The 19,472-nt window shown below is 54.7% G+C and carries 15 protein-coding genes; 9 read left to right on the forward strand and 6 right to left on the reverse strand.

Going from position 1 to position 19,472, the window contains the following annotated elements; all coding sequences use genetic code 11:
* Window positions 1-42: 42 nt before the first annotated feature.
* Window positions 43-1,110: a tartrate dehydrogenase gene (locus PY793_RS11300; protein WP_275178119.1), complete on the forward strand. Its 1,068-nt coding sequence runs from the start codon at window positions 43-45 to the stop codon at window positions 1,108-1,110.
* A 169-nt stretch (window positions 1,111-1,279) separates the two neighbouring features.
* Here PY793_RS11300 and PY793_RS11305 read toward each other — a convergent pair whose 3' ends face one another.
* The 3 genes from PY793_RS11305 to PY793_RS11315 all read right to left on the reverse strand — a co-directional run bounded on the left by PY793_RS11305 (window position 1,280) and on the right by PY793_RS11315 (window position 4,980).
* The gene (locus tag PY793_RS11305; RefSeq protein ID WP_275178120.1) at window positions 1,280-2,902 is read right to left on the reverse strand and encodes an ABC-F family ATP-binding cassette domain-containing protein; all 1,623 of its coding nucleotides are present in this window, start codon (window positions 2,900-2,902) and stop codon (window positions 1,280-1,282) included.
* A 240-nt stretch (window positions 2,903-3,142) separates the two neighbouring features.
* The gene (locus tag PY793_RS11310) at window positions 3,143-3,952 is read right to left on the reverse strand and encodes a family 1 encapsulin nanocompartment shell protein (RefSeq protein WP_275178121.1); all 810 of its coding nucleotides are present in this window, start codon (window positions 3,950-3,952) and stop codon (window positions 3,143-3,145) included.
* 11 nt (window positions 3,953-3,963) lie between these two features.
* The gene (locus PY793_RS11315) at window positions 3,964-4,980 is read right to left on the reverse strand and encodes a Dyp-type peroxidase (protein ID WP_275178163.1); all 1,017 of its coding nucleotides are present in this window, start codon (window positions 4,978-4,980) and stop codon (window positions 3,964-3,966) included.
* Window positions 4,981-5,302: 322 nt separating this feature from the next.
* Here PY793_RS11315 and PY793_RS11320 point away from each other — a divergent pair, with 322 nt between their 5' ends.
* Window positions 5,303-7,714, forward strand: coding sequence for a recombinase (locus PY793_RS11320; protein WP_275178122.1), 2,412 nt, complete (start codon window positions 5,303-5,305; stop codon window positions 7,712-7,714).
* A 72-nt stretch (window positions 7,715-7,786) separates the two neighbouring features.
* On the opposite strand, the gene PY793_RS11325 is transcribed toward PY793_RS11320, so the two are convergent.
* The gene (locus tag PY793_RS11325; RefSeq protein ID WP_275178123.1) at window positions 7,787-8,284 is read right to left on the reverse strand and encodes a lipocalin-like domain-containing protein; all 498 of its coding nucleotides are present in this window, start codon (window positions 8,282-8,284) and stop codon (window positions 7,787-7,789) included.
* A 197-nt stretch (window positions 8,285-8,481) separates the two neighbouring features.
* On the opposite strand from PY793_RS11325, the gene PY793_RS11330 reads away from it, so the two are divergent.
* Entirely contained in the window at window positions 8,482-9,393 is a 912-nt protein-coding gene (locus tag PY793_RS11330; RefSeq protein ID WP_275178124.1) for a LysR family transcriptional regulator, read from the forward strand.
* A gap of 14 nt (window positions 9,394-9,407) precedes the next feature.
* On the opposite strand, the gene PY793_RS11335 is transcribed toward PY793_RS11330, so the two are convergent.
* The gene (locus PY793_RS11335; RefSeq protein WP_275178164.1) at window positions 9,408-10,328 is read right to left on the reverse strand and encodes a LysR family transcriptional regulator; all 921 of its coding nucleotides are present in this window, start codon (window positions 10,326-10,328) and stop codon (window positions 9,408-9,410) included.
* Window positions 10,329-10,447: 119 nt separating this feature from the next.
* Between PY793_RS11335 and PY793_RS11340 the strand changes: the two genes are divergently transcribed.
* The 4 genes from PY793_RS11340 to PY793_RS11355 are packed head-to-tail and all read left to right on the forward strand — an operon-like array spanning window position 10,448 to window position 15,447.
* Window positions 10,448-12,085 carry an MFS transporter gene (locus PY793_RS11340; RefSeq protein ID WP_275178125.1) on the forward strand — a complete coding sequence of 546 codons (1,638 nt, stop codon included), beginning with the start codon at window positions 10,448-10,450 and terminating at the stop codon, window positions 12,083-12,085.
* 16 nt (window positions 12,086-12,101) lie between these two features.
* Window positions 12,102-13,178, forward strand: a complete 1,077-nt coding sequence (locus PY793_RS11345; protein ID WP_275178126.1) for an HlyD family secretion protein — start codon at window positions 12,102-12,104, stop codon at window positions 13,176-13,178.
* Between the two features lie 4 nt (window positions 13,179-13,182).
* The gene (locus PY793_RS11350; RefSeq protein ID WP_275178165.1) at window positions 13,183-14,706 is read left to right on the forward strand and encodes an efflux transporter outer membrane subunit; all 1,524 of its coding nucleotides are present in this window, start codon (window positions 13,183-13,185) and stop codon (window positions 14,704-14,706) included.
* Between the two features lie 9 nt (window positions 14,707-14,715).
* Window positions 14,716-15,447: a pirin family protein gene (locus PY793_RS11355; RefSeq protein WP_275178127.1), complete on the forward strand. Its 732-nt coding sequence runs from the start codon at window positions 14,716-14,718 to the stop codon at window positions 15,445-15,447.
* Window positions 15,448-15,468: 21 nt separating this feature from the next.
* On the opposite strand, the gene PY793_RS11360 is transcribed toward PY793_RS11355, so the two are convergent.
* Window positions 15,469-17,217 carry a Na+/H+ antiporter gene (locus tag PY793_RS11360; RefSeq protein WP_275178128.1) on the reverse strand — a complete coding sequence of 583 codons (1,749 nt, stop codon included), beginning with the start codon at window positions 17,215-17,217 and terminating at the stop codon, window positions 15,469-15,471.
* Between the two features lie 452 nt (window positions 17,218-17,669).
* Between PY793_RS11360 and sodC the strand changes: the two genes are divergently transcribed.
* Complete coding sequence (sodC, locus tag PY793_RS11365; protein WP_408744704.1) at window positions 17,670-18,200, forward strand: superoxide dismutase[Cu-Zn]; 531 nt, start codon at window positions 17,670-17,672, stop codon at window positions 18,198-18,200.
* A 222-nt stretch (window positions 18,201-18,422) separates the two neighbouring features.
* A complete protein-coding gene (locus PY793_RS11370; protein WP_275178130.1) occupies window positions 18,423-19,451 on the forward strand; it encodes an MYG1 family protein in 1,029 nt (342 codons plus the stop codon).
* Window positions 19,452-19,472 lie beyond the last annotated feature (21 nt).

The following is a 19,472-nucleotide window of genomic DNA, read 5'->3' on the forward strand; positions in this document are numbered from 1 at the left end:
TAAAAAACGTGTTTTTTGCTCTGGTAGTAAGGATAAAACCGCGTGAAGACTTACGAAATAGCCGTTATCCCGGGGGATGGCATTGGCACGGAAGTGATGCCACAAGCCCTGAATGTTCTGGAGCGTGTGGCAGAGGTTTGCAATTTTGGAATAAAATTTCGTAATTACGACTGGAACTGCGAAACATGGCTGCGCACCGGGCAGATGATGCCAAAAGACGGTATAGACCAGCTTTCGCAAAGTGATTCCATTCTGCTTGGTGCTGTGGGCTTTCCCTCCGTTCCGGACCATATTTCGCTTTGGGGGCTGCTCATTCCCATTCGGCGGGAATTTCATCAGTATGTCAATCTGCGTCCGGTCCGGCTTTTGCCAGGGATTCCGTGCCCATTGGCCAATAAAAAACCCGGCGATATCGACTTCTGGATTGTGCGCGAAAACTGCGAAGGAGAATATTCCCAGATTGGTGGCGTGTTTGGTGAGGGTACTCCATCCGAAGGGGTCATGCAGACTGCCGTGTTCACCCGTTATGGTACAGACCGTATTCTCCGTTACGCTTTTGAATATGCCCGCAGGTTAGGGCGTCTGCACGTAACATCCGCGACCAAATCCAATGGTCTGTTCCATTCCATGCCATACTGGGATTCCCGCTTTGAAGCGATTGGCAAAGACTACCCGGATGTACGGATGGATCAGTACCATATTGATATTCTGGCCGCGCGGTTTGTCATGTCTCCCGAACGGTTTGATGTCGTAGTTGGCAGTAACCTGTTTGGAGATATCCTCTCTGATCTGGGGCCGGGCATTACAGGCACAATTGCGGTTGCTCCATCGGCCAACATTAACCCCGAGCGGGCTTATCCCTCCATGTTTGAACCCGTTCACGGTTCTGCGCCAGATATAGCTGGCCGCTTTATTGCCAACCCCGTTGGGCAGATATGGGCAGCAGCCATGATGCTGGAGCATCTGGGAGAGCCAGAAGCTGCAGAACTGGTGATGCAGGCAATTGAAAAAACTCTGGAAAATCCGGCAGCTCCCCGTACGCCAGATATGGGCGGCACTGCGGGCACGCGTGAGCTTGGTGCTGCAATCGTGCAGAGTATTCCTGTTTAAATACCGCATCTCCCGCATGCGATGGCCTTCTGTCTGAGGCATGGCATGCAAGAAGGAGATGGGGTCAGGGCAGATGATGGTGCCGCTGGCGTAGTCCTGCACTGCAACTGCCAGCGCATCGACCAGACTGGCAAAAGGCTGGTCGATGCGGTCTGGGCTGCTGGGGTATTTATTCGTGCAGCCCCGGGGCTTCTCGCCCGGTTCGGGCGACGTATTCTGTGTAACCTCCATCATACCGGTGCAGCCCATCGGGCGTGAGTTCCAGAACACGGTTGGAAAGCGCTGCCAGAAAATGTCGGTCATGCGAGACAAAGAGCATGGTGCCGTCATAATCGGCCAGTGCTGTAATCAGCATTTCCTTTGTGGCGATATCCAGATGGTTGGTTGGTTCGTCGAGCACCAGAAAGTTTGGCGGGTCATATAGCATCAACGCCATCACCAGCCGGGCTTTTTCGCCGCCGGATAAAACCTTGCAGTTTTTATCCACATCATCGCCTGAACAGCCGAACCCGCCTGCAACCGTACGCAAAGCACCCTGATTAGCTAGAGGGAAGGTATCGCACAACGTTTCAAATACTGTTCTCTCACCGTCCAGCAGATCCATGGCGTGCTGGGCAAAATAACCCATCTTAACGCTGCCGCCCAGTGTAACCGTACCTGCATCGGGTTCGGTTGTGCCAGTTACCAGCTTGAGCAGGGTGGATTTGCCCGCACCATTTACACCAAGAACGCAACAGCGTTCCTGCCGCCGGATGAGCAGGTCCAGACCTTTGTAGATCACGCGCGAGCCGTAGCTTTTATCCACCTCGCGCAGATTGACCACGGAATCACCTGAACGGGGAGCCTGCGGGAATGTAAAAGACAAAGCCTGCCTGCGCTTTGGTGGTTCTACCCGATCAATCTTGTCCAGTTTTTTAACCCGGCTTTGCACCTGTGCTGCATGGGAAGCACGCGCCTTGAACCGCTCAATAAACGCAACTTCCTTGGCCAGCATGGCCTGTTGCCGGTCAAACTGGGCCTGCTGGTGTTTTTCATTCAGGGCACGCTGCTGTTCGTAAAACTCATAATCACCTGAAAAACTGGTCAGAAGTCCACCATCAATCTCGATCACCTTGTTGATGATCCGGTTCATGAAGGCCCGGTCATGCGATGTCATGAGCAAAGCGCCATCATAACCTGCGAGAAACTGCTCCAGCCAGATCAGGCTTTCGAGGTCCAGATGGTTACTTGGCTCATCCAGCAGCATCACGTCTGGTTTCATCAGTAGAATGCGGGCAAGTGCGACACGCATTTTCCAGCCACCAGACAGGAGCGCCACGTCCCCGTCCATCATGTCCTGGCTAAAGCCCAGCCCATGCAGTACTTCACGCGCACGGCCATCCAGAGCGTAACCTCCCAGTTCTTCAAAACGGGCCTGAACTTCGCCAAACTGCTCCAGTATGCTGTCCAGCTCATCAAAACGTTCGGGGTCTGCCAGAGCTGTTTCCAGTCTGGCAAGCTCCGCCCCCACCTCCGCTACAGGGCCAGCGCCGTCCATGACCTCAGCAACCGCGCTGCGGCCCGCCATTTCCCCTACGTCCTGATTGAAAAAGCCGATGGTAATACCCCGGTCGGTCAGCACATGCCCTTCGTCCGGTTCTTCCTGCCCCGTGATCAGTCGGAACAATGTGGTCTTGCCCGCGCCATTAGGGCCAACCAACCCGATTTTTTCGCCTTTTTGCAAGGCGGCGGATGCCTCGATAAAGATCACACGGTGACCATTATGTTTACTGATATTGTCGAGACGGATCATGAAACCTCGGAGAAACGCGCGTATGGGAGAACAGCAAAGCAGCCTTATCGCGTAACGCCGGTGCTTCGTAAACTGCTGCGATTATGAAGTTTTGCGCAGACTACGCTTTGAGTGTGGGTTACAGTGCGCAAAAAAAAGCGGCTCTATACGTGGCGGGGCGTAATGTTTGCCCTTATGCCATGCATATGCCGCCTTATCCCACCCTATCTGATGTCCAGACGGGGTGATGAGCGCAGATGTTCAGGCAGAGGTCGTATGTTCCAGGGTGACCGTTGCTTCACTGGTCAATACGCGGAACATGAAGCTTTCCTGCAGGTAAAGCTCCACGGTTTCGGCCGTATGGCTCAGATAACCAATAGAGAAATCCTGGCCGATATCGAGCACAAAATCTCCCCCTCGCATGGAAACGATAAAAGCGCCTTCCAGAGCGGGTGCCCAGATGATTTTGCCGTCAATCATGCTCTCGATATGTTTGCGAACGGGGTAGCCATCATCATCCCCGCCGCTGACAGCCAGATACGCCTGTGCGCCCAGCACAACCGAATACGGACCATTGACGCCAGCAAGGCGCAGGGTGTTCAGGGCTTCTGCAATGGCGTGGGGGTAATCCTTGGCCTGTGCCGGCAGTTTGATATGCGTGTTGGAGGTGCCTTTGCGCAGCCCACAAATACCTGCAGCTTCAAAGCCATTAAATATGGCGTGGTCTTCGGCAAAAGCAATTTTCTGCGCTGCATCCTTGACTGTCTGCCAGTCTGAATCCAGAGCGCCACGTTCCACGGCGTCAATTTCTGCGCGGGACAGGGTGAAGGGGATGCGCAGTTCAACCAGCGGCAGCACTTCGCGTTGGGTAGCCATTACACCGGTATCCGAGATGTCGATTTTTTTGCCTCGCCCGGTTCCAACGCCAGAAAAAGCAATACCCTTGGGGTCTGGTGTATCCACTACGCGACGACCCGCCAGATGGCGGCGGATGGTGCGGGTGGCTTCTTCCTCAATCTGGGACCAGGCTTCAGCGGAAATGGGGGCAAGGTGTTTGTGCAGGTTGTTCATGTCTGGCGTCCTTAATTCCTGAGTGATCCAATGCCAAGAGAACCGTCTTGCTTGTCATGTGGTTGGGGTGCGGGGGCAGGAGCGGCAGGTTGTGCCTGAGCTCCCATGTCCGGAGCTGCGTCCAGAAACTCGCAGGTGGGTGTAAAGAACAGCGAACCTGTTACTGCAGTGCTGACATCAAGCAGTCTGTCATAGTTACCCGGTGGTTTGCCTACGAACATGTTCTGGAGCATCTGCTCCGTGCGGGCCGGGGAGCGGGCATAGCCAATAAAAAATGTACCAAACTCTCCCTTGCCCACGGTGCCGAACGGCATGTTTTCGCGCACGATCTGGAGTTGCTCACCGTTTTCTTCAATATTGGTCAGAACATTATGGGCGTAGCTGGGCTTTGCGGCCTCGGGTAATTCTATATCCGATACTTTTTTGCGACCAATAATGTGCTCCTGAATCTCGGTGGGAATGGCATCCCATTTTTTGAGATCATGCAGGTATTTTTGCACAATTACGTAGCTCCCCCCCGCAAAGGAGGGGTCTTCTTCGCCGATGATTGTCGCATTCGTGGCCACCTGACCAGAAGGGTTTTCGGTGCCATCCACAAAGCCAAGCAGGTCACGGGCATCAAAATATTTAAAACCGTGGACTTCATCCACAACGCTTGCGGCACCTTCCAGCCGGGCGGCAAGCGCCGTGGCCAGTTCAAAGCAAAGGTCCATCTGGGTTGCGCGGATATGAAAAAGCAGATCCCCCGGCGTTGCAGGCGCGTGATGCACACCTTTAATCTCACGGAAGGGGTGGAGTTCTTTTGGGCGGGGGGCACCAAAAAGCTGGTCCCATGCCTGTGACCCAATCCCGGTCACGCAGCTCAGTCTGCCTTCTGGAATCCGAAAACCAATTCCACGCACAAGGGAGGATATATCTCCCAGAAGGTCCAGCACCTGCGGGTTGACCGAGGGTTCGCTGTTAAGAGTCAGAACCAGAAAAACTGCGGCCTGAGTCAGTTTTGGATCAACAAGTTGCGGTGTGAACAACGGACACAAGCTCCCAGTGGAAACGCACACGGTAACAATGGTAAGCAGCATAAGCCCATAAGGCTGGATGGCAAGATCCAAGACGTATGATGCCTTCTGGCAGGAGCATTGCAGGTGTTGCATCCAGAGCGCGACGGCGGCGCATTTTTAAAAAATAAAGCATCAGACCAGAGAAGTCCTGCCTTTGCGGGACAGGTGGGGTTCTGTGTGGAATTTTGTACGTGTCAAACACCATATATGGTGTAATCATCTGCTCCGAGATACAATATGAACGATATCGGGCCGATTGCCATGCGGCTGGGCGAGATGATGGAGTCAATCTATGAACGGGCATTTTATACACGCGAGCACCTTTGCTGCGCGACCTGTGGTGGCACGTTATCCGTTTGAAGAAGCCTTTGGCCTGCACCCTGCACCAGCCCGCGCACTTGACCCTGGCATGGGGGAGGCGGTCGGACGGCGGACGGTCTTCCGCCCATCAGACCATGAAAATTTTGGAACAGTTGCCAGCAGGGTGGCAGCAGGCAACACGGGTCTGGTTGCCTCTGTGGATGAAAAGGAGGTTCAGCAACTGCGCAATGCCATTGCAACCGGCGCATTGCTGACATCTGGCAGGCACCTTCAGCACGGGGACAAGGACCAGTCTGGCCGCAACATGGAAGTGTTTACCAATTGCGCGACGGCAATATGCTCCTTTGCAAAATTCTATCTGCTGCTGAATGGCTCGGGAGTTGGCCGTGCGTATGATGATGAACTCTGTATTGTAGATTGGGCACAGGCTCCTGATCTGCATTTTGTGCTGGGGGAAGACCATCCGGATTATCCGCATGATCGGGCTGGATTGCTCCATTTTGGTCTGGAAATGCAGATATTGCCCTGGGGCACGTCGCTGGATGCGTTTGATGCCAGGATGGAGGCGCAGGTTGCCAGTTTTTTAGATCAGTGCATTAGCACCACCATGCCAGCACAGCCTGGTGCGGTTGTGCATGTCATAGAAGATAGCCGCGAAGGGTGGGCCAAAGCGGTTGAACTGATCGAGGCCATGGCTTTTCAGGGGGGGCTGGGCCGTTCATTGCTGCTTGATTTCAGCCATATTCGCCCGGCGGGCAGCCCTATTGCTGGTATGCAGGGGCGACCTGCCTCTGGCCCGATTTCGCTCCTGCGTGGGCTATTGAATGTGCGTGAACATGTGATTGCACCCGCGCGCAGCAATGGTATGCCCAAATGGGAGCAGGCGTTGCGTGTGGATCACTACCTGTCTGTTGAAGTGCAGGTGGGTGGAGCCCGCCGCGCTGCGCGCATGGCCACCAAATCCTGGCGGGATACGGAAGTCCTCCGTTTTATTCGCGCCAAGGAGGAAGGGGGGTTATGGACTGCCAATCATTCGGTCATGGTGGATCAGGAATTCTGGCAGTTTGTGCATGATCCGGCACAGGTCGGATCGTTGGCTGAACATGCAAGATCGGTTTTTGCAGAAGCAACCCGTTGTGCATGGATCAACGGTGAACCCGGTTTTATCAATGGTGACAAGCTGGAAGATAACCGCACCGGCAGCGCCCGCCTGAAGCCCGTTCATACCGATGGCAGGGATTTTAGTTCTTCCCGTTATCAGGCTACGCATGCCGCTGCATTACTGGCAGAACTGGCTGGCTGCGCGGCCGGGGCGCATTTTCCCGTCACGACTAACCCGTGTGGTGAAATTACGCTCCATGTCACAGGTGGCTATTGTGTTATTGGGGATTTTGCGCCCCTGCTGGCATGTCCTGTGCCTCTAGAAGAGGTTGCTCCGGGTGCTCTTCGGCCAGAACTGGCACAGGAGTGGGATGCGCGGGTAAGGGATTCCGTGCGGTTGGGTGTTCGTTTTCTGCTGCGGGCAAACCGGATGGATGCCCTGTATGCACAGGAAGTGGCCCGAACTAACCGCATAGGTATTGGTCCCACCGGGCTGCATGAATGGGCATGGCTGCGGTTTGGCCTTGGTTTTAAGGATATGCTGGACGAGACGCGTGCCGCATCTTTTTGGAATACTGTGCACCAGCTTTCCTGCATCGCCAAAGAGGAGGCCAATGCCTATGCGCAGGATATGGGGACAGAACGCCCGGTAACAGTCACCACTATCAAACCCGCAGGAACAACCTCCAAGCTGTTTGGTCTGACCGAAGGGGCGCACCTGCCAGCCAGACGGCAGTATTTACGCTGGGTGCAGTTCAAGGGTGTGCGGCGTGAAGATGGTGTGTGGGAAACCGGTACGGACCCGCTTTTGTCGATCTATGAGGCAAAGGGCTATCCTGTCCGGTCGTTACGGAGTTTTCCCGGTATGAGCATTGTCGGATTTCCAACCGTGCCCCTTATCCAGAGGCTGGGCATGGGGGAGCGGGTTCTGACAGCGCCGGAAGCCACGCCGGAGGAGCAGTTTTGCTGGTTGGAGCTTTTGGAAAAATACTGGATTGGTACGGAACAGGGCAATCAGGTTTCCTACACGCTTAAAATTTATACGGATCGGCATGATCTGGAAAATTTCCGTGCCATGATCGCCACGCACCAGCCGGGCGTCAGGTGCTGTGCCGTGCTGCCAAGCCGTGCGGATTCAGACCTGGGATATGAATACCTGCCTGAAGAGGAAGTTTCCGCTGGCCGTTTTGCGGCTATTACCGCAGGCATTGCGGATGAAAAGGTAAGGGAGGTTGTGGACTGGGCCCACCTGCAATGTGCGAGTGGTGTGTGCCCGGTCTGATCGGGTGGGCTTTCTGCATCCCCCTACATATGACAGTGTGCAGGGGGGATACCAGTATTCTGCGTGACTGGTTTACGCCGTGCCTGCCCGACGGAAGCGGATAATGCTGCGCGAAAGCCGCCCTGCCGCCCAGTTAGGCATTTTACGCCATGGGGTTACAACATCTGCGTAATCACCGTTCAGGGTGACTGTTCTGCGCTGTTCGGTACCGACCCATTCTGGTGCCCATGCGGTTTGCACACTGGTGATCCACTGATCGCCTTCAACACGGTAGCGGCCGATATAGGCGACCAGTGTTTTCATGAGCTGGGAGCGGTCTGCATCTGTTGTGGCCGCAAGGCGGTTGCTGCCTTCCAGATTAAAAGCGACCCAGCCATCGGGGGTAAAGACAACACGGCCACGGGGCGCAGGTCCCATTGCGTTGATGAAGTTGCCGGTTTCTTTCTCTTCCACCTTGTAGGACACGAGTTCCCATGTGCCGATGAGGTTCTGCCTCAGAGTGTCTTCATGCGATAAGGCGGGATCGTTATAATCTTCCTTGATCCGCTCGGCGGTCGCGTGCATTGGCATTGTCTCATTCCGTTGCTGGTTTGTATCGTCTGTCCGCTTTTTGACAGATGGGCAAAGGAGGTTTGTGCTTTACCATTATCTTCCAAACTGAATATGCCCTTCCTTTCACATCTTCGGTAGTGACAATTTAGGAAAAATAATATTACACTAAACGCAAAAATTGGTCATCAGAGCACGTTATAAAAGGAGCAGGCGCCGTGTCTTATGACGAAACCGGGGATCTACGTTTTTTCATCAGTCTGGTAGATGCTGGTAGTCTTTCCGCCGGAGCGCGTAGCCTGGGTACATCTCCGGCAGCCGTATCCCGCCGTCTGGCGCGTCTGGAAATGCGGCTGGGCAGTACGCTGGTTATCCGGAACACGCGCCATTTTGGTCTGAGTGAGACGGGGCGGTTGTATTACGAACGCGCCCTGACCATTGTAGCCGATATTGACCATCTGGAAGAGGAAATATCGTCCAGCACCAATGCACCGCGTGGCACGTTAAGCATTGGTGCTCCGGTCGAACTCGGTCGCAGGCAGATCGCACCGTTTATCGAAGCCTTCAGCGCCAGGCACCCACGCCTGATGATCAATCTGGCCCTTGCGCCAGAAGGGAACTATGATTTTAACGATTATCTGGACGTGGTGCTCAGGCTTGGTCTGCCAGAAACACCGGGGGCGGTTGTAACCCGCCTTGCCTCTACAATGCGGGTGCTCTGCGCGTCCCCTGCCTATATCGCGCGCCGCTCCATGCCGACACATCCGCGCGATATTCCCAAACATGATTGTTTATGTCTGCGTAAAAACAAAACCATGGCGCTGCTAAACAAGTGGGTCATCGGGAATGAGACGGAAACGGGTGTGGTTATGGTAGAGCCCCGCCTTTCCACCACCAATGCCGAGATTATTCATGACTGGGCGCTCTCGGGGCAGGGGATCGCCTATAAACTGCTCTGCGACGTTTATCAGGATCTTGAAGAAGGCAAACTGGTGCGTATTTTACCGGACCTGCAAGGCGAGAAAATTGACCTGTACGCCGTTCTGCCAACGCGGCAGCATACGCGGGCAAGTGTTAAGGCTTTTTTGAGTGATTTACGGCCTTATATCCGCACAGCAGGATTTTTGTAAAAAGCACCTGATGATTACGTATAAGCTCCCAGAACCTTCCGTGAAACACGGAAAAGGGTTTCACGCAGCCAGCGATGCACGGGGTCCGTATCCCGCCGTGGGTGCCATGCCTGAAAAACATCAATGCCGGGCAGGGATAACGGAAACTCAAATGCTGCCAGTTCCAGCGCCTTGAGCGAGATATATTCAACAACAATACCAGGCAGGGGAAGAATAAGGTCTGTCTCCTTCATGCTTTCCACCATACAATGGTAGTTGGGTACCACCATGGCGATACGTCGGGTCAACCCGAACTGGTTGTGTAAAATCCAGTCAATCGGGCCTTGAGCACGGCCACGGCGGGAAACGCTGATATAATCGTAAAGCACCATGCTCTGGGGGGTAACAGGGTTCGCCAGAACAGGGTGATCCCGGCGCACAACGCCGCGCATATGATCACGGAACAGGGTCTGACGCCTTATTTCGGGCTTCATTACATCGGTTGCACCAATATAGAGGTCAACGCGGCCATGTCGTAACGGGTCGGAGGCCGGGTCATCAGTTTCTGGCGCCCAGATCAGTTCGCAGCGTGGACATTCTTTTTTGAGCGCCTGCAAAAGTGGCAAGGCAAGGGATGCAACAACCAGATCATTCGCGCGGATGGTAAAGGTGGGCGCCATGTTGGCCAGATTGGCCAGTGCGCGTGTTTCTATCAGACCATCTGCCGCGCGCACCAGTTCCTGCACCCTGTCCAGAATACCTGCGGCAAAGGCGGAGGCGCTCATACTCCGGCCGGACTGAACCAGAATGGGGTCGGCAAAAATCACTCGTAGTTTGGCCAGATGGCGGCTCATGGCTGGCTCGCTTACCTTCAGCCGCCTCGCCGCGAGCGAAACGCTTTCCTCTTCTATCAGAACCTGTAGGAAGCGCAGCAGATCTAGGTCGTAGCCTCTCATGGCTGCAAAAATAGATGTTATCTGGCGCAGATACCACCATTTATTATTCCAGAAAGTGGAATCGTCAGTTGCCATGAATGAGGGTTGTTTCTGGCGCTCTGATCGGAAACATCTGGGGTATGACAAACGCCGCTCCTGCACCAGTGGCTGGTGCGCCTGTTATTCATGCGTCACCACCGCAGTTTTCCTATATTCCGCCATTTGGCCTGCGCACTGTGATCGGGTGTCTGGGCATGCTGCTTGCCGTGCATGTCGCAGGTTTTGATGAGCATGTGACAGAAATCGGCCTGTCCGACATTCGCGGGGCCATGCACATTGGTCACGATGAAGGGACTTGGGTCGTCGCCATTTACGAGGCGTTCAACATTGCCGCCATGGCCTTTACACCCTGGTTCTACACGACCTTCTCGATCTACCGGTTCTCCATTTTCATGACCGCAGTTCTGGCGTTGCTGTCCATTCCGGCTCCTTTTATGCCGGACGTCACTTCCCTTTGTATTCTCCGGGCTTTTCAGGGCCTGTCAGCGGGGTGTCTGCCGCCGGTGCTCATGACCGTAATGCTGAAATACCTGCCACCTCAGTTCCGTGTGCTGGGTATTGGAGGGTACGCCATGAGTGCTACTTTTGGCCCTAATCTTGGCCTGCCACTGGAGGCATTCTGGTTTGAGCATGTAGGCTGGCACTGGTTGTACTGGGAGATCATACCCACAGCAGCTCTTGCCATCGCCATGATGGCCTATGGACTGCCACGTGATCCAATGCACTTTGAACGGTTTGAGAAGTTCAACTGGCTGGGCCTTCTGGTCGGGTGGCCAGCCATCTGCTCCCTGGTGATCGTGCTGTATCAGGGGGACAGGCTGGACTGGTTCCGTTCATCCATCATTACCAATCTTACATTCTGGGGGATGGCTGCGTTTATTGTCTTTGTAATCAATGAGGCTTTTCACCCCAGCCCGTATTTTAGAATTCAGTACTGGCGTTCGCGCAATATTCAGGCATCCTTGCTGTCGCTGGTGGGTATTCTGGCCATTTGCTCCATTATGGCGGAAATACCGGCTACGTACCTGCAATCCGTGCGGGGGTACAGGCCCATACAAATGGTACCGGTATCTCTGGTCGTGGCTTTGCCGCAACTGGTCATGCTGCCCCTGATCGCCTGGATATGCAGTAATCGTAAAGTGGACTGCCGCTTCGTGCTCGCGGGAGGCATGGTGTGTCTTGCCATTTCTGCCTGGTTAGGCACCTGGCTGACGGTGGACTGGGTGCGGGATAATTTTTACCTGCTTCAGATACTCCAGGTATTTGGTCAGCCCATGACCGTTATCCCTACCCTTATGCTGGCGACAATGGCTATGGGGCCAGCAGATGGACCATTTATTTCCGGTATGGTGAACATGCTCAAAGGGTTGGCCAATGCGGTTGCTTTTGCCATTTTTGCCGTCGCTACCCGCAGGCGGGAGCAATACCATTCCTCCATGCTGCTCGATCACCACGGCACACGACGGCTGGCGTTACAGGGTATGGGTAATCCCATTGACCAGCAGCTTGGCGGCACATCAGTCGATGGTGCGCATGTTACATGGAACGGTCTGCAGGTTTTCCATACCTTTGTGCATGAGCAGTCACTCGTGCTGGCGCTGACTGATCTGTACTACGTACTGATCTGGGTCTGTCTTGGCTATGCCGCCATGAATCTTGTTCTGCCGCATCGCGTGTATCCACCGCGTGTGCCTTCACCCAACACTCCCGTCCATTAAACCGGAATAACAGATCATGATTTACAAAAAACCTCTGCTGTATGCCGGATGTGCTGCTGGCGTTCTTGCCCTGGTCGCATGGGGGGGGGCACATCTGGTTAATGGAGATGGTGTCAACCAGTATACAAACGATGCCTATGTTACAGCCGATTTTACAACCGTAGCCCCCAAGGTTGCTGGTCGTATAGACCGCGTGATCGCTCAGGATAACGAACGCGTGCGAGCCGGTGAGGAACTTGCGCATATAGAAGATGATGATTACCGAGCAGCTCTGGACATTGCCAAAGGCAATGTGCTGGCGGCAGAAGGAGATATTGCAAACCTGAGTGCGGAACTGAACCGGCAGGATGCGCTGATAGCACAGGCCCGCGCGGCGGTTCTGGCGGATCAGGCTGATCTGGTGTTCGCCCGCCAGAACACCACGCGCTACCGCAATCTTTCATCTGGTGGGGCAGGCACCATTGAGCAAAAGCAGTCTTCCGAAGCACATGAAAAAGAAGCACAGGCAGCCATAACCCGCGATCAGGCGGGGGTAGATGCCGCGATCCGGCAGGTCGCGGTGCTTCAGGCGCAGCTCGAACATGCCAAAGGCGTTCTGCTGCATGCGCAAGGGGCGGTCAGGCAGGCCGGGCTCAACCTGTCCTACTGTTCCGTTCCTGCACCGGTGGACGGTGTGGTTGGGGAGCGTGGTGTGCGTGTTGGGGCTTACGTGCATCCGGGCACGGGTCTTCTGGCTGTAGTACCCACGCAGGCGGCTTATGTGCTTGCCAATTTCCAGGAAACGCAACTTACCGATGTTCAGGCAGGCCAGCAGGCAACTGTCTGGGTGGATACATTCCCTGGCCAACCGCTCAAGGCCCACGTGGATTCACTGGCTCCCGCTACCGGGGTGGCTTTTGCCCCCATTCAGCCAGATAACGCCACCGGTAACTTCACCAAGGTTGTCCAGCGTATTCCAGTCAAGCTGACGTTTGACCCCGGACAGCCCATGGCGGCCAAGGTCAGGGTTGGCATGTCGGTGGAAGTGAATATTGACACAGCCTCCAAACCTGAAGGGTCGCATGCCCATGATGCACGCTATATCTGGCAGTAACGGCATGAAGCACCTGCTTCTGGCTGGCCTTTCATTCCTTGCCCTTGCAGGCTGTACTGTAGGGCCGGATTACCATAAACCTCAAGCCAGAGCGCCATCTGCGTGGCGGATGACGCAACCTCCCGCGCAAAGCCGGATCAGCACGGCCTCGACCGATCCGGCCTGGTGGACTCTCTTCCATGACCCGGTGCTGTCACGGCTGGAGCGGGAGGTTGCAGCATCCAATCTGGACCTGCAGGCTGCCAGTCTGCGGTTGATGCAAAGCCGGGCAGAACGGCGCATTGCCAGCGCTGCCCAGCTCCCCCACATGGAAGCCAATGCTTCCTACGCACGGGAGCGGGCGAGCAGCAATGGTATTCTGGGGCTGATGGGAAGCATGGAGCAGGCTGGAGCAGGCAGCATTGCCAGTGGTGCTCAGGGTTTTGGCCCGGCTGCATTACCGGGAAGTGTTGGCAATCCTTCTTTTAATCTTCCACAATACGGAATGAACGCTTCATGGGAGGTGGATCTGTGGGGGCATGTACGCAGGCAGGTAGAGGCGGCAACTGCTGCCGTGCACGCCACGGAAGAGTTCCGGCGTGACATACTGGTCTCGCTTATGGCCGAAACAGCCCAGACCTACATAGACCTGCGTGCCACACAGGCGCAGATTGGTATTCTGGATCATAATATCGCCATTGCCCGCCACAGTGTGCAGTTAACCACCATGCGGCTGGAGCAGGGCGCTGCAACCCGGCTGGATGTGGCGCAGGCTACGGGACAGTTGCACATGTTTGAATCCCGTGCAGCGCCCCTGCAAGCGCAGGCTACACATTTGCTGAATAGCCTGAGTTTTTTGGTCGCGCGCGAACCTGGCGCTCTTGATACCGTATTGGGGCGGCCTGCGGCCGTGCCGCCTGTGCCCGATTTTGTGCCTGTAGGCCTGCCATCGGAGTTAGCACAGCGGCGGCCTGATATTCGGATGGCGGCAGACCGGCTGCATGCGGCCACAGCCAGTATTGGCGTAGCTGTGGCCGATTTTTTCCCGCGGATTACGCTGTCTGGCAGTCTGGACGTGCAGGCTCTCCAGTTTAGCGGGCTTGGGTCATGGGCGTCCCGCCAGTATGGGTTTGGCCCTACCGCCACATTGCCAATTTTTGAAGGCGGACGGCTGACGGGACAACTCCACCTGCGTAAGGCACAGCAACAGGAAGCTTCCGTTTTATTCCAGCGCACAGTATTGAAAGCATGGCAGGAAATTGATGATGCCATGGCTGATTTTACCGCTGCCCAGAAAAGGCGGGATGAGCTGGCACTGGCCGTGCAGCAGAATGAGGTCGCCCTTGGTGTTGCCAAGGCGCAGTATGTGCAGGGTTCATCCGATTTTTTGAATGTGCTGACCGCACAGAACGCCCTGCTGGCTTCGCAAAGTGCACTGGTCGAGGCTACCGCGCATGTGGCCGGCTCTGTTACAAATCTTTACCGTGCCATCGGAGGCGGCTGGGAAACACTATACCCTGACGCCGGAGAAACCCCCAGACATGCATGACAATACACCATGATCACTATTCGTCGGGCGGATAGTCTGGGCCTGGCCCATTCCGGTACACTCATCCTGCGGTGCCATTTTGCTTTTGCGGATTATCAGGCGCCGCAGAATGAGCATGAAGGGCGGTTAAAGGCGATCAATCTTGGTACCATCCCGCCGCAAAGCCGCTATCAACTGGGGCCAGAATCCAGTGTGGATATTATAACATGGCTGTGTTCGGGGGCATTGCAGACACATGTGGAGGGTTTTCCTGTAGAATCCATACACTCTGGCGGTCTGCACCTGCTCAGCACCGGAATTGGTGTTCGCAGCATGGCGTGGCAGACCGGCGCGGAGGAGGCATCATTTATCCAGTTCTGGATTCTGGCTGATACGGAAGGAGACTGGCCCGCGCAGGAAGTAAGAGCTGCGTTTCCAAAGCTGGAAGATGGCGGCTTTCGGATTATTGCCTCCGGTTTTCCCGAAGATGACCCGGATATGGCGGAGGTCATAGAGGACGGTTCTCCCGTAACACTTAGGGCGCGCAGCAGGCTCTTGCATGCCGATATTCCCGCAGGAGAAGGGGCCGCCTACCAGACCATGCCGGGCCGGGACCTGCATGTACTGGTGGTCCGTGGAACAATTACCTTGTGTGGCATGTCTCTGGCCGAGGGAGACGGTGCAATGCTGACCCGGACTGAGCGTGTGGTTGTCATGGCCATACAGGAAGCCGTTGTTATTTTGACCGACATTGCATCCTGAACATAACGCATCAAGCCGTATTCAACCCGTATAAATAAGCGGGTTGCACATTTTTGGGCCGTCCGTGTAGTGCAGATGTCTTGGCAGGGCGCGGGCGCTGCCCGAAAGTGCAGTTTCTTCCAGATCAAGGTCATGGGTTAAAAGGCGTTCTATTTCATCACTTACCTGTCCTTCCTGCCGCATTCGCGCCAGAGCTTTACGCTCCGTTCGGAGCAGATGGAGGCGTAGGGCGGCTTCAAACCGTCGTCTTGCCAAGGCCGTATCCCGGTGCAGACTGTCAGTGTTCTGGCATTCCTCGGTTTTGAGTCTGTCTTCGGGTGCGTCTTCTAAAAGCCGTAACCTGAAGCGGTATTCAGCGATCAAAGCGGCGGTTACTTCTGCGCGTTGCTGCGCCGTATTTTCATCCAGTTGTTTGGTGACAAGGGCGGACTGGCGTTCCATTTCTGCAATGGCATCCAGTGCGAGCAGGCGCCGGGCTTCGTCTGCTTCCCTGTTAACCGGGTCTCCACCATCATGGCGAAGACGGCGGCTTAGAGAAGGCAATACAAGTGCGGCGATCAGGAGAGATGTCATAATGACGCCAGCGGCAAAAGTTACCAACAGATCCCGCATGGGAAATGCAGGCAAACCGTTTTCCGCAATGGGAAGGGAGAGGATACCTGCCAATGTGACCGCGCCACGAACACCACCTATGGTCATGGCCGCTGTTTCCGTAACAGAAACCCTGCCAGCTTTATGTCCACGCGTTTTTGCAATCAGGTAACGTGTGCTGCTTATGAAAAATATCCAGACCAGACGGAGCAGAAGCAACATGCCGGTCAGCAGGACAATTGTGCCCACCAAAGACCATGTGCTATCCCCCGCCCGGTTGGCAAGGCTAATACCTTGTGTCGCAATATCTGGCAGTTGCAATCCAAGCAGCAGAAAAACCAGACCATTAAAAACAAAGGTAATCATTTCCCATACCGCACTTCCGCGCAGGCGGGTGGCGGTTTGGGCTGAGCCAAATACCCTGCTCTGGTTAAGGCTTAATCCCGCGCTGACTGCTGCGAGTATGCCCGATGCCTCCAGATGCTCAGCCAGCAGATAAGCGGCAAAAGGCAGCAGGGTCATGAGTGTGATCTGTGTTGTGGGTTCGTCAAAGCCATGGCGGGACAGAATGCGGTTGATAAAATTAAAGCCAAACGTCAACGCCATACCAATTAAAATACCCCCCACGGCCACAAGCATAAATCCGAAAGACGCATCCACGACAGAAAAAGTGCCGGTCAGGCTGGCGGCCACGGCAAACTTGAAACAGACAAGGCCGGATGCATCATTCAGCAGGGCTTCTCCTTGCAGGATATGCAAAAATCGTCTGGGAACGCGTTCTTCATCAATCATGCCACCCACGGCTACTGCATCGGTGGGAGAGAGAATGGCTGCCAGGGCAAATGCTGCGGCCAAGGGTACCACAGGAAGCAGCCAGTGAATAAAATATCCGCCCATGATGGTGCTAAAAATAACCAGTCCTACGGCCAGTAACAGAATAGGCCAGCGCAACTCTCGAAAATTGTGCAGTGGCATGAGATATGCGTCTGAAAAAAGCAGGGGAGGAATAAAGAGGAGTAAAAATGTGTCGGGTTCAAAATTAATATGCAACCCGATAAGTGACGCTACAATACCGCAGGTTATCAGTAAAAGTGGTAGCGGAAGGCGCAGAAGTCGGGCGGCAGGTCCGGCTACCGCCGTGATCAGCAAAAGTAGAAGCACAACAGATGTCATGTGCATTATGGGAACCCGAACCGCCTGAATAGTATTGTAGGATTGATGTTCATGGTGGAACTCTTACCTGTTCATAAAGCCTGACCAGTCATAGGGTTGCGTGGCAAATATCCAGAAAACTGTTAAATAACAGGTTCTGAGGCTGGCATTGGTGCATCAGCTATTGTCAAATTTCCGTCAATCCTATTCTGCCTGTTATGCGCTATTCTAATATTGTTGCGGGAACCCGCTGGGGAAGAGTGCGTTTTTGTAAGGATTTCCACACAATCACGTCGGGCGGTAGCATGTCCGATACAGACAGGAATGTTTTACCTCTCCGATCGGGCGTGGTGGATTGCCGCACGATGTTCTAAGGTTTTCTGGCAAACACGGACCAAACTCCCGTGATCAGTATTTTATGATACGCCAAGGGGAGCGAATCTCCTTGATTTTTGACTGAAAGGGCATGCGCCATGGTTATGACTCATTCAAAGCACTTGGTTCTTCTGGCCTGCACAATGGCTCTGCTGCCATCTCTGGCCCGTGCGGCCGATACGGCTTCTGGCACTCTGGTGGGTGCAGATGGCGCGGGGCACGGCACTGTCGCCATTACCGACGTTCCCAGAGGCGTTATAGTACGGGTGGAAGCAAAAGGGCTGACACCAGGTTGGCATGGAATGCACTTTCACGACAAGGGCGTGTGTGAAGCGCCTAAATTTACAACGGCCGGGCCACATGTGCATGCAGCTTCTCCGGTGGTGCATGGTCTGCTGAACCCTAATGCGAATGATGCAGGCGATCTGCCAAACGTGTTTGTCGGAGCCGATGGCACCGCTACGGTAGAACTTTTCTCTCCTCTGGTGGCGCTTAAAGCGGGCAAGGGTCGACCTGCTCTACTGGATGCAGATGGCTCTTCACTGGTTATTCATGCTCACCCCGATGATTACCAGAGTCAGCCAATTGGTGGTGCAGGGGACCGTGTAGCCTGCGCGGTTATCAAATCACAGTAATTCTCGGGCGTACGCGAGTTTACGCCCCGTGCGCCATCCCACAGGTCAGAGGGATGGCGCATAATGGGGTTTAGGAGCAAAACCGGCTTTCATACCCGGGCATAAGCCGGGAAAAACCGGATTATGTTCATATATCCTGCTGAAGCCAGTTGTCTGACACCAGAGCGTGCGGCATGAGGAGACTTATGAAAATTTATCCTCAGTTTGCAGCAGGTCATCATCATGTCTGAACATACTCCCATTGGTCTCGGTCATGAGGCAACCATCACAACAGCACTGACCCATTCGGGCAATTTCCATGTTGATGAAACACTCGGGTATGTCGTGCTTCATTATGCGCTGGCCCCAATGGGGGATCTGCGCGCCCGTATTCTGGGCGAAGGCCCCGATGACTGCCTGAAGTTCTTTCGCTCGCGTGACCCCGAACGCATTCAGGCCGCAGATATCGTGTTCGATGTCGGGGGGATTTATGACCCTGCCAAAGGCCGTTATGACCACCACATGAAGGACAAGCCCCTGCGTGAAGATGGCACTCCATACAGTGCTGCCGGACTGCTGTGGAAAGACTACGGCAAAGCTGCGGTAAGCAATCTCGTGCGTACCAATGTAGATGACGCCACGATTACGGCAATCTGGCAAAGTATTGACAAATCACTGGTCGTGCCGATTGATCAGGATGATAACGGCGTAGCCAAAATGGGCAAACTGTCGTTGGCTGATATTGTTTCTGCCTGCAGCCCACCGTGGGATACTGCTGAACTTCACGGCCCTGAAGAAGCCAGAAGGCGCGAAACCCTTGGCTTTGCCAATGCGGCAACGGCAGTTGCGTCCCATCTGGTCAACACGGTCGATCGTGTTCGTGCCAGCCTGAAAGCAACGGAGCGTGTTTTGTCTGCATATAAAAATGCGCAGGACAAGCGTATTCTGCTCATGGAAACAGGCATGCCAACTGAAAAAGTTATTTTTGAGCATGATCTACCTGTTATTTACGTGGTTTCTCCCACGGGTGGCGGGCAATGGAATGTTAAGGCCGTTCCGCCAGAACGCGGCGCTTTTGGCCAGCGGATATCCCTGCCAGAAGCATGGGGTGGCCTGAATGGACCGGAGCTGGCTGCTGTTTGTGGTGTTGCCGATGCTGTATTTGCTCACCCTGCCCGTTTTATTTGTGGTGCAGCAAGTCGGGAAGGGGCTTTGGCCATGGCTCAGCAGGCATTGAAAACTGATGCATATCTGAAACAGCAGCAAAGCTAGGCACCAAGCCGCATGAACACC

The organism is Acetobacter fabarum (genome assembly GCF_029069195.1).
GTDB lineage: Bacteria > Pseudomonadota > Alphaproteobacteria > Acetobacterales > Acetobacteraceae > Acetobacter > Acetobacter fabarum_A.

What these genes read in the sequence shown, in the direction of transcription:
- PY793_RS11355 (WP_275178127.1), top strand. Translation starts at nt 14,716, where the DNA reads ATGATCACTATTCGTCGGGCGGATAGTCTGGGCCTGGCCCATTCCGGT.
- PY793_RS11340 (WP_275178125.1), top strand. Translation starts at nt 10,448, where the DNA reads ATGACAAACGCCGCTCCTGCACCAGTGGCTGGTGCGCCTGTTATTCAT.
- sodC (WP_408744704.1), top strand. Translation starts at nt 17,670, where the DNA reads ATGACTCATTCAAAGCACTTGGTTCTTCTGGCCTGCACAATGGCTCTG.
- PY793_RS11320 (WP_275178122.1), top strand. Translation starts at nt 5,303, where the DNA reads ATGAACGGGCATTTTATACACGCGAGCACCTTTGCTGCGCGACCTGTG.
- PY793_RS11350 (WP_275178165.1), top strand. Translation starts at nt 13,183, where the DNA reads ATGAAGCACCTGCTTCTGGCTGGCCTTTCATTCCTTGCCCTTGCAGGC.
- PY793_RS11335 (WP_275178164.1), bottom strand. Translation starts at nt 10,328, where the DNA reads ATGAGAGGCTACGACCTAGATCTGCTGCGCTTCCTACAGGTTCTGATA.
- PY793_RS11360 (WP_275178128.1), bottom strand. Translation starts at nt 17,217, where the DNA reads ATGCACATGACATCTGTTGTGCTTCTACTTTTGCTGATCACGGCGGTA.
- PY793_RS11310 (WP_275178121.1), bottom strand. Translation starts at nt 3,952, where the DNA reads ATGAACAACCTGCACAAACACCTTGCCCCCATTTCCGCTGAAGCCTGG.
- PY793_RS11370 (WP_275178130.1), top strand. Translation starts at nt 18,423, where the DNA reads ATGTCTGAACATACTCCCATTGGTCTCGGTCATGAGGCAACCATCACA.
- PY793_RS11345 (WP_275178126.1), top strand. Translation starts at nt 12,102, where the DNA reads ATGATTTACAAAAAACCTCTGCTGTATGCCGGATGTGCTGCTGGCGTT.
- PY793_RS11305 (WP_275178120.1), bottom strand. Translation starts at nt 2,902, where the DNA reads ATGATCCGTCTCGACAATATCAGTAAACATAATGGTCACCGTGTGATC.
- PY793_RS11325 (WP_275178123.1), bottom strand. Translation starts at nt 8,284, where the DNA reads ATGCCAATGCACGCGACCGCCGAGCGGATCAAGGAAGATTATAACGAT.